The organism is Streptomyces sp. NPDC047081 (assembly GCF_040643775.1).
GTDB lineage: Bacteria > Actinomycetota > Actinomycetes > Streptomycetales > Streptomycetaceae > Streptomyces.
The window spans coordinates 71,105-79,750 of the sequence record NZ_JBEYUY010000043.1 but is presented as its reverse complement, the minus strand read 5'-3'; the positions used below and the strand labels follow the sequence as shown (position 1 = coordinate 79,750).

Below are 8,646 nucleotides of genomic sequence, written 5' to 3'. Positions count from 1 at the left end.
CCCGCAGGCGCCCCGTCCGGGCGGTGCCCCGCGTCCCGGCGGCCCTGGTGGCCCCGGTGGCGCGCCCGGCGGTGCTCCGCGTCCGCAGGGCCAGGGCGGCCCGCGTCCCCAGGGTGCCGGCGGCGGTCCCCGCCCGCAGGCTCCGGGCGGCGCGCGTCCCAGCCCCGGCGGCATGCCCCGTCCGCAGGGCGGTCCGCGTCCCGGTGGCGGCGGCCCCGGCGGTCCGCGTCCGAACCCCGGCATGATGCCGCAGCGTCCCGCTGCCGGCCCGCGTCCCGGCGGTGGCCCCGGCGGTGGCCGTGGTCCCGGCGGCGGCGGTCGTCCCGGTGGCGGTGGCGGCGGTCGTCCGGGCGGCGGCGGCTTCGCCGGTCGTCCCGGTGGCGGCGGCGGTGGCGGCTTCGCAGGCCGTCCCGGCGGTCCCGGTGGCGGTGGCGGCGGTTTCGCCGGTCGTCCCGGTGGTCCGGGTGCCGGTGCGGGCGGCGGCGGTCGTCCCGGCTTCGGCGGTCGTCCCGGTGGTCCGGGCGGTCGTGGTGGCACGCAGGGCGCCTTCGGCCGTCCCGGCGGTCCCGCGCGTCGCGGCCGCAAGTCGAAGCGGCAGAGGCGCCAGGAGTACGAGGCCATGCAGGCGCCGAGCGTCGGCGGCGTGATGCTGCCGCGCGGCAACGGCGAGAGCATCCGTCTCTCCCGTGGCGCGTCGCTCACCGACTTCGCGGAGAAGATCAACGCCAACCCGGCGTCGCTCGTCGCGGTCATGATGAACCTCGGCGAGATGGTCACGGCCACGCAGTCCGTCTCCGACGAGACGCTGCAGCTCCTCGCCGACGAGATGAACTACACGGTTCAGATCGTCAGCCCCGAGGAGGAGGACCGTGAGCTGCTCGAGTCCTTCGACATCGAGTTCGGCGAGGACGAGGGCGGCGAGGAGGACCTGGTCGTCCGTCCGCCGGTCGTGACCGTCATGGGTCACGTCGACCACGGTAAGACCCGACTGCTCGACGCCATCCGCAAGACGAACGTCATCGCGGGCGAGGCCGGCGGCATCACCCAGCACATCGGTGCCTACCAGGTCTCCACCGAGGTCAACGACGAAGAGCGCAAGATCACCTTCATCGACACCCCGGGTCACGAGGCGTTCACCGCCATGCGTGCCCGTGGTGCGAAGTCGACCGACATCGCGATCCTGGTCGTCGCGGCCAACGACGGCGTCATGCCGCAGACGGTCGAGGCGCTCAACCACGCCAAGGCGGCCGACGTCCCGATCGTCGTCGCGGTCAACAAGATCGACGTCGAGGGCGCCGACCCGACCAAGGTGCGCGGTCAGCTGACCGAGTACGGCCTGGTGGCCGAGGAGTACGGCGGCGACACCATGTTCGTCGACATCTCCGCCAAGCAGGGTCTGCACATCGACTCCCTGCTGGAGGCCGTGGTCCTCACCGCGGACGCCTCGCTCGACCTGCGGGCCAACCCGAACCAGGACGCGCAGGGCATCTCGATCGAGTCCCGCCTCGACCGCGGCCGCGGTGCCGTCTCCACGGTCCTCGTCCAGCGAGGCACCCTGCGGGTCGGCGACACGATGGTCGTGGGCGACGCCTACGGTCGCGTCCGCGCCATGCTCGACGACAACGGCAACAACGTCGCCGAGGCCGGCCCGTCGACGCCGGTCCAGGTCCTGGGCCTGACCAACGTCCCGGGTGCGGGCGACAACTTCCTGGTGGTCGACGAGGACCGTACGGCCCGTCAGATCGCCGAGAAGCGCGCCGCCCGTGAGCGCAACGCCGCGTTCGCCAAGCGCACGCGTCGCGTCTCCCTCGAGGACCTGGACAAGGTGCTCAAGGCCGGCGAGGTCCAGCAGCTCAACCTCATCATCAAGGGTGACGCTTCTGGTTCCGTCGAGGCGCTCGAGTCCTCCCTGCTCCAGCTGGACGTCGGCGAAGAGGTCGACATCCGCGTCCTGCACCGCGGTGTCGGTGCGGTCACGGAGTCCGACATCGACCTGGCGATGGGCTCCGACGCCATCGTGATCGGCTTCAACGTCCGTGCGGCCGGCCGCGCGGCGCAGATGGCCGAGCGCGAGGGCGTGGACGTCCGCTACTACTCGGTCATCTACCAGGCGATCGAGGAGATCGAGGCGGCCCTCAAGGGCATGCTCAAGCCGGAGTTCGAGGAGGTCGAGCTCGGTACGGCGGAGATCCGCGAGGTCTTCAAGTCGTCCAAGCTGGGCAACATCGCGGGTGTTCTCATCCGCTCCGGCGAGGTCAAGCGCAACACCAAGGCGCGCCTCATCCGCGACGGCAAGGTGGTCGCGGAGAACCTCAACATCGAGGGTCTGCGTCGCTTCAAGGACGACGTCACCGAGATCCGCGAAGGGTTCGAGGGCGGTATCAACCTCGGCAACTTCAACGACATCAAGGTCGACGACGTCATCGCGACGTACGAGATGCGCGAGAAGCCGCGCGTCTGATCCAGCACGCGATCGGGGCCGGTCGGCGGGGAAGTTCCTCACGGAATTTCCGTCGATCGGCCCCGGCCGTTGCGTGTACGGTTCCCGTATCGGCGTCGAAGCGGCGCCCATACCCCGAACCGGCGGGACATCCGGCTGCATCCATGTATGTGGGGACTCTGTCCTTCGACCTGCTCCTCGGCGACGTTCACTCGCTGAAGGAGAAACGCTCTCTCGTCCGTCCGATCGTGGCCGAGCTCCAGCGCAAGTACGCGGTGAGCGCGGCGGAGACGGGCAGCCAGGACCTCCATCGCAGGGCGGAGATCGGGCTCGCGATGGTGTCCGGGGACACGGGACACCTCTCCGACGTACTGGACCGCTGCGAGCGGCTGGTCGCCGGGCGGCCCGAGGTGGAACTGCTCTCGGTTCGACGCAGGCTCCACAGCGACGAAGACTGAAGCAAGAAGTAAGCACTTAAGGAGACGGACCAGTGGCCGACAACGCGCGTGCCAAGAGGCTGGCGGACCTCATCCGAGAGGTGGTGGCCCAGAAGCTGCAGCGCGGGATCAAGGACCCGCGGCTCGGCTCGCACGTCACCATCACGGACACCCGGGTCACCGGGGACCTGAGGGAGGCGACCGTCTTCTACACGGTGTACGGGGACGACGAGGAGCGGGCGGCCGCCGCGGCCGGCCTGGAGAGCGCCAAGGGCGTGCTCCGCTCCGCCGTCGGCGCGGCGGCGGGCGTGAAGTTCACGCCGACGCTCACCTTCGTGGCCGACGCCCTGCCGGACACCGCCCGCACCATCGAGGACCTCCTCGACAAGGCGCGCCTGTCCGACGAGAAGGTGCGCGAGGTCTCGGCCGGCGCCACCTACGCGGGCGAGGCCGACCCGTACAAGAAGCCGGGTGAGGACGAGGACGACACCGCCGAATGACCCAGAGGAACCAGACGCCCGACGGGCTTGTCATCGTCGACAAGCCGTCGGGCTTCACTTCGCACGACGTGGTCGCCAAGATGCGCGGCATCGCCAAGACGCGTCGCGTCGGCCACGCCGGCACCCTCGACCCGATGGCGACGGGCGTGCTCGTCCTGGGCGTCGAGCGCGCGACCAAGCTGCTCGGGCACCTCGCGCTGACCGAGAAGGAGTACCTGGGCACGATCCGCCTGGGCCAGACCACGCTGACCGACGACGCCGAGGGCGAGATCACGGGGTCGGCCGACGCCTCGAAGGTCACCCGGGAGGCCGTCGACGCCGGAATCGCCAAGCTCACCGGCGACATCATGCAGGTGCCGTCGAAGGTCAGCGCCATCAAGATCAACGGCGTCCGGTCGTACAAACGGGCCCGAGAGGGCGAGGAGTTCGAGATCCCGGCCCGGCCGGTCAGGATCTTCTCCTTCCAGGTGTACGACGTCCGGGACGCCGTCGCCGAGGACGGCACCCCGGTGCTGGACCTGGTGGTGTCGGTGGTCTGCTCCTCCGGCACCTACATCCGGGCGCTGGCCCGCGACCTGGGCGCGGACCTCGGCGTGGGCGGCCACCTGACGGTCCTGCGCCGCACCCGGGTCGGCCCGTACAAGCTGGACTCGGCGAAGACCCTGGACCAGCTCCAGCAGGAGCTGACCGTCATGCCGATCGCCGATGCCGCCCGGGCCGCGTTCGCCCGCTGGACCGTGGACGCCAAGCGGGCCCGGCTGCTGCTGAACGGCGTCCGCCTGGAGATGCCCGAGGAGTACGCGGGTCTCGGCACGATCGCCGTGTTCGACCCCGACGGCCGCTTCCTGGCCCTGGTGGAGGAACAGAAGGGCAAGGCGAAGAGCCTCGCCGTCTTTGCCTGACGCGGCCGTCCAGGGCCCCTCGGGAGGCCCGACCGTGGAGCGGCGATCACGGGGATGCATCGCCGCTCCACGGTCCCCCCTCGGTTCCCCCACCCCTAGGGTGTATCCAGCAGCCCCCGCCTATTCACCCGTCCGGGCAGGCGCTCGGAGTGAACCGAGGGAGTGGAAGGGGGCGCGTTCGCCACGCGATCTGTCCCGCTGATCACCACACGCCTACGGTCGAAGAGCAGGGCACAGGTGTACGGCGGGGAGGTTCGGCCATGACGGGACGAGAGCGGTCCCGACAGGCGGCGAGGGGCGCCGGGCGGGGGGCTCGGGAGGAGGCCTCTCGGGAGCAGACCGGGCGTGGGGGTGTGCATCGGGGGCGGGACGGCGAGGGGCAGGCCACCGGTGGGTGGGCTGCGGCCGGGCGGGTTTCTGGTGGGCGGGCCTCCGACGCGAGGGATTCCGCCGGGCGGGCGTCCGGAGCGCGGACTTCCGATCACGACGATTCCGGCGGCCGGATCCCCGGTGGGTGGGCGGGCGGTGGACGAACTCCCGACGGCCGAACTCCCGACGGCCGGACCCCCGAAGCCGCCGCCCTCGTCCGGATCCTCGACCTCGCAGGTCGCCCCCGCGGCACCGGGTTCGTCGCCGATCATCACGGCACGGTCGTGACGAGTCACGAGGCGGTGGACGGGCTGCCGAGGCTGCTCGTGTTGCACGCCGCCGGGGACCGGAGCTGTCTTGTCTCCGCCGATGCCGTGACGCTGTTGCCGGAGCTGGATCTGGCGCTCGTACGGACCGAGGGGCTCGGGGTCGACCCCCTGCCGGTCACTGTCCGGGAGCGCGTCGAGACCGGGACATACGTCCGGTTGGCCGCCGGGTGCTGGCGCGAGGCGCGGGTGCTCGGTACGACGTCGGTGACGTACGCGGCCACGGACCGCTTCCGGGTCGTGGACGAGGCGTTGGAGCTGGCGATCGGCACGGCGGGCCAGGACGCGCTGCGGCTGGGCGGGGGAGCGGCCGGGGGACCGGTGGTCGACGCGGAGACGGGCGCGGTGATCGCCGTACTCGGCACGGCCCTGCAGTCCGGCCACCGCGACACGGGCTTCGCGGTACCGATGCGCCCCGCGCCGGAGGGCCCGCTCGCCGAGCTGCTGGCCCGCAACGCGGCGACTGTCCCGGCGTACGGGATCGACCTCAACCTGGCCGGGGTGCTGGAGCTGACGGCCACGTCGGTGGGACAGGACGGCCCGCCGGGAACGCTGGCCGGATACGTCGGGCGGGCCGACGCGACGCCACCCGCGTGCGTGGAGCCGGTCGAACGGGCCGCGCCGGCAAGGGAGTTCGAGGCGTTCACGCGAGGGCAGGCCAGGGTCCTGGGCCTCGTCGGCGCACCGGGCAGCGGCCGTACGACGGAACTCGCGACGCTGGCCGCCCGCCGCAACCGCGCCCCCGAACCGTCCCCCACGCTGTGGCTCCGCGGCGCCGACCTCCACGAGACCGACACGTCGATCGCGGACGCGGCGGAACGCGCACTGACCCGCGCCGCACGCATCGTGGCGGCGTCGCGGAGGGGGCCGGACGACGCGACCGACTTTGGCGGCGTAGGGGCGGGCCGACTGGGGGATCTGGGGCCGAGCAGCGCCGACGGTACCGGAGCGAGCCGGCAGGGCCGTAACGAAGCGAGCCAGGGCCGTACCCAAGCGAGCCGCCCCGGTCGTACCGGCCCGACTCGCGTGGGCGATCCCGACCCCGCTCACCTCGGCGACACTGCCCTGAGCAGCCTCGGTGACACCAGCCCGGCCCGTGTCGCCGACGTTGCCCGTGATGCCGGGCGGCCTCTGCTTCTGCTGCTGGACGGGCCCGAGGAGATGCCGCCCGTGTTGGCGCATCGGCTGGGGAAGTGGTCGGAGGGGACGGTGAGTTGGCTCAGGGAGAGCGGGGCGCGGTTGGTGGTGGCGTGCAGGGCGGAGTACTGGGAGGGGGCCGGGGGCGAGTTTCCGGAGGAGCTGCTCTACGCCCCCACCTCGTCGTTCGACGGCCGACACTGCCCTTCCCCTTCCGGCGCCGGTCCGCATCCCTGTGTACACCTCGGTGACCTGCAGCCCGACGAGGCCCGTAAGGCCCGTGCGCGGTACCGCATCCCGGAGGGGGTCCTCGGTGAAGCCGACGCCCGCCATCCCCTCACACTCCGTCTCCTCTCCGAGGTCCGTACCGCCCTCCCCGACACCCACCCCACCCCCCACCTCGACCGCGACGACGTCTTCTCGGCCTACCTCGACCTGATGTGCCTACGCGTCGCCGTCCGCCTCGCCGCCGGGAACGGCCTCCGCGGCACCGCCGTACGCCGCCTCGCAGCGAAGGTCTCCGGCCAGGTCCACGAAGCCGCCCGCCGCAGCCTCGGCCCCGGTCAGGGCGAGCTGGACCGGGCGTCCTTCGAGGCCGTCTTCCCCTGGGGCCAGGCCCCGGCCGGGCTCGGCGGTGGCACCGGCTGGGCGTCCGCCGTCCTCACCGAAGGCCTCCTCGTCCCCGCCGGCAACGGCTACCGCTTCGCCCACGAGGAACTCGCCGACTGGATCCAGGGCATGCACCTCGACCTCGACGAGGCCCTGCACGCCCTGGTCCACCGCCGCCGCGCCCCGGACGACACCGGCCACCCCCTCCCCGTACCGCGCCACCGCATCGGCCCCGTCGTACAGGCCCTGCTCCTCCTCGCCCGGGAACACGGCACCGCCCAACTCGCCGCCGGGATGGACGAGTTGGTCCAGGCCCTGGAGAGCGACCCGCACTCCTGGTGGCCCGCCCGCCTCGTCGCCGAGACGCTGGTGCGGGTGCCGGACGCCATGCCGTATCTGGGTGTGCTGCGACGCCTGGCGGACTGGCTGGTGGCGAGGGCACGAGACACCTCACGGGCTGTTTCCGGCCACAGTCCCAACCTCCTGGCCGCCACCACCTTCGATCCCGCCTTCTGGACCGCCCTCCCCCTGCCGGCGGCCCCCCGTTTCGACCTCCTCCGCCATCTCCTCCTCGCCGACGGCCCCCCGGAACCCACCGCCACCACCCCCACCCCCCGCTTCCTCGACACCGTCTCCCGTCTCCTCGCCGCCGACCCCACCGCCGTACAACCGCTCCTCACCCAGTGGTTCGACGACGACTCCCCGCTCCCCGCGACCCCGCACGCGACCGTCGCCAAGGCCGCGCAGGCGCTGTTGCACACGCATCGGCATCTCGCGCTGGACGATCTCACCGAGGCGCTGGTGGAGTGTGCGCACCGGCGGGCGGACGAGTTGCTGGCCGTGCTGGCGGAGGACGAGCCGTCGGCGGTGTGCCGGGCCGTTGACCGGTGGGCGCACGACGAGCGGCCGGCCCGGCGGGTGGCGGCGGTGGCGTACGGGCAGCGGGCCGCCCCGCACGTGCGTACGGACGCCGACCGCGAGCTGCTCCGGTACGTCGCCCTCGCCCTGCTCGCCCGCCCCGCCGACTGCACCCTGCACGGCGGCGCGCTCGCCCTCCTCGTCCGCGACCCGCAGACCCGCGCCCGCCATCTCCCGCAGGCGCTGCGGCACTTCGCGGCCGGTGACCCGCACTTCCCGCCGAGCGCACTCGTCGCCGCCCTCACGACCCACCCGGAGCCGGTTCTCGAGGCCTTCCGGGCGCGGCTCGGCGGGCCGGACGCGGGCACGGCGCTGCGCACGCTCGCCGACGTCACCACGCCCCCGCTGGCCCGCCGGGTCGCCGCGCTGGTGCGGGAGGCCGTCGAGCGGCGCCCGGAGACCGCCGCCGACGTGGCCGCGTACGTCGACCGGCGGCTCGACCAGGGGGCGGGGGCGCGCGCCGTACTCCTCCCCCTGGTGACCGGGCTGCTCGACGGTGGCCCGGAGGACGTACGGGCCGCGCTCGCCGCCGTACTCGCCGTCCCCGGCACCCCCGCCTCCCGCCCGCTCCGCCGTGAACTTCTGGAGTTCCTGCTGGCCCACGAGCGGGCCCCGGCCGTCCTTGACGCGCTGCTGCACGCCACCGCAATCCACACCGGCGACGAGATCCGCGACCTCGTCCACCGCACCGGACTGCTCCTGGTCCGCACACCGGACGGCGCGGCCCGTTTCGACCGCGGCCTGGTCGACCTGGGCCGCCGGGTCCCCGGCTTCGCGGCCCGGATGGCGGGCTGGCTGACCGACGCCCCGCAGACCTGGGCGGCCGTGGTCGGCCCCAGCACCCGCCGGATGATCGAGAACCTGTCGGGCGTACGAGTCCCCGCGTGAGCCCTGGTCCTCGCGTGCGTCGGGTCACAGCCCCCATGCCGATGCGGGCGGGACGGGCCCGGCATGGCACCCTTAGACCTGCGTAAGAGGTCGGTACACACGGACACGGGTTCGAGGAGC

The 8,646-nt window shown here is 73.0% G+C and carries 5 protein-coding genes; all 5 read left to right on the top strand.

Features of this window, described 5'->3' with window-relative positions:
* A partial coding sequence (gene infB, locus ABZ848_RS45585) for a translation initiation factor IF-2 (RefSeq protein WP_360841803.1) occupies positions 1-2,461 on the top strand: 2,461 nt, incomplete at its 5' end.
* Positions 2,462-2,604: 143 nt separating this feature from the next.
* On the top strand, positions 2,605-2,898 hold the full coding sequence (locus tag ABZ848_RS45580; protein ID WP_360841800.1) for a DUF503 domain-containing protein: 294 nt from the start codon (positions 2,605-2,607) through the stop codon (positions 2,896-2,898).
* Between the two features lie 32 nt (positions 2,899-2,930).
* A complete protein-coding gene (gene rbfA, locus ABZ848_RS45575; protein ID WP_360841797.1) occupies positions 2,931-3,377 on the top strand; it encodes a 30S ribosome-binding factor RbfA in 447 nt (148 codons plus the stop codon).
* Positions 3,374-4,279, top strand: a complete 906-nt coding sequence (truB, locus tag ABZ848_RS45570; protein WP_360841793.1) for a tRNA pseudouridine(55) synthase TruB — start codon at positions 3,374-3,376, stop codon at positions 4,277-4,279. Before rbfA ends, truB begins: the two co-directional genes overlap by 4 nt.
* Positions 4,280-4,869: 590 nt before the next feature.
* Positions 4,870-8,526 (top strand): trypsin-like peptidase domain-containing protein, encoded by a 3,657-nt coding sequence (locus tag ABZ848_RS45565; protein ID WP_360841812.1) that lies wholly within the window; start codon positions 4,870-4,872, stop codon positions 8,524-8,526.
* The last annotated feature ends 120 nt before the right edge of the window (positions 8,527-8,646 follow it).